This is a genomic window from Pedobacter sp. 01T416_2 (assembly GCF_056398925.1).
Map to the genome: position 1 here is coordinate 1 of NZ_JBFTQI010001042.1, position 1589 is coordinate 1589.

2 protein-coding genes are annotated in these 1589 nt (G+C 38.7%); both read right to left on the bottom strand.

Annotated elements, in window-relative coordinates; genetic code table 11:
* The coding region (locus AC1DPQ_RS27155) for a DUF8184 family protein (protein ID WP_477611475.1) at positions 1-307 on the bottom strand (307 nt) is incomplete at its 3' end.
* A 6-nt stretch (positions 308-313) separates the two neighbouring features.
* Positions 314-1589 (bottom strand): RHS repeat domain-containing protein (locus AC1DPQ_RS27160; protein WP_477611476.1); only part of this gene is annotated, 1276 nt, incomplete at its 5' end.

The following is a 1589-nucleotide window of genomic DNA, read 5'->3' on the forward strand; positions in this document are numbered from 1 at the left end:
GATCAATAGCCTTAAGATCAAAACTAGAAATTGCTTCAAAAATTAAACTGTCAATCTCATGTTGGCGTTCCAGTTTGAAGATGGTTTCTTTGTTTCTATAAATAGACCTAAAAGATAATGTTGTGAATTTATCATCTACAACAACATCGAAAATATCTTTTAATGATGGTTCTCCATGAGGATTCTCATCTAAAAGAAATTTATTTAAATCTAAACTGTAACTAAATTTAAGGTCGGCGATTAAACATAGTTCTTTTACTTTCGGCTCGTAAGTTATACCTGAGACTTTTGGCTTAATAATTTTCATAAAATTTTATTTACAACTCTGCAACGCTTTCCATGCAGCGTCAGACTTAGTTCTGTTAGTTCCGGACGAGTTTCTTATCGCATCAATCTCTGCTTGCATCTTGGCAAAATCCTTTGAATGAATTGTTACGGTACCTGTTGTAACATTCCCTTTAGTTATAGGTATGGTCACGCTTTTGGCACCACCTCTTTGAAGTTCGCTAAAGATATTTGACCTACATTTTGTACAAACTCCTACCGGCTTACTTCCTCCTGGATTAAAATCACCAGTTACATCAGTTATATGTACATCTTGACCATTTAACCACCCATTCCGAGAAAAATCTTTTAATCCATTTATTTCAGCATGTCCGCTCGGAGAACTACTATAGATTCCCGAATTTCCTCCTGCAGTTATTTTAGCAGTTGCACCATTCATGAAATCGCCCCATGGCATTAAACCGAAAACATCTAACCAGTAGTTGCTATCTTCAACATAGGAATAAAGTTTATCCCCTCCTTCCAGTCCTATTGGATCTTTACTTACATACCCTCCAATCTCTGGATCATAATACCTAAACCGGTTATAATACAACCCCGTTTCGGTATCCTCATATTGCCCCTGATACCTGAACGGAACAAATTCCCTGCTGCCGCTAAGTTTACGGATTTTTCCATAAATATCAAGCTCACAATCCCACACTTTTTTACCTGTGTCATCAAAAGCCTGTACAGGTGTACCCAAATAATCGCTAATAATGGAGTAGCACTGGCCATTAACAATTTTGGCACTTGGGTTAAATTTATTCTGATCGTAAACCCAGGTAATTAAATCACTGCCCAGCGGTTCTGTTTTATCATAACCGAGTAGACCGTCTTCATTAACTACTAAATTTGGCCGGTCGTTTAAGGGGTAGTTCCATTCATGAAGGAGTAAATTCCCATCCCACACGTAACGATACACCGTATTTTTAACAATTTTGGCTTTCCTCCTTCCTAAAGCGTCGTATTCGAAACTGATGATCTCGCCATGTGGATTTTTAACCGCTTTCATCATGCCATTGGCTGCCCAGGCGTAGGCCCAGTCACYTTTTTTCCACTCTGGCAAATCGGGTTCGGCATCGGCTAAGATATCAAGCATTTCAGTTTTGGGAACATCAGGGTTGGCCATTCCCCAGTTTAATTTTTTGCCAAATAGGCCATTGTCTTCAGATTTAGCAACTTCTTCTTTTGCCAGACCGATAATATTCCGTTTACTTTTTTGTAACAGGTTGCCTTTGGCATCGTAACGGTAATACCATTGG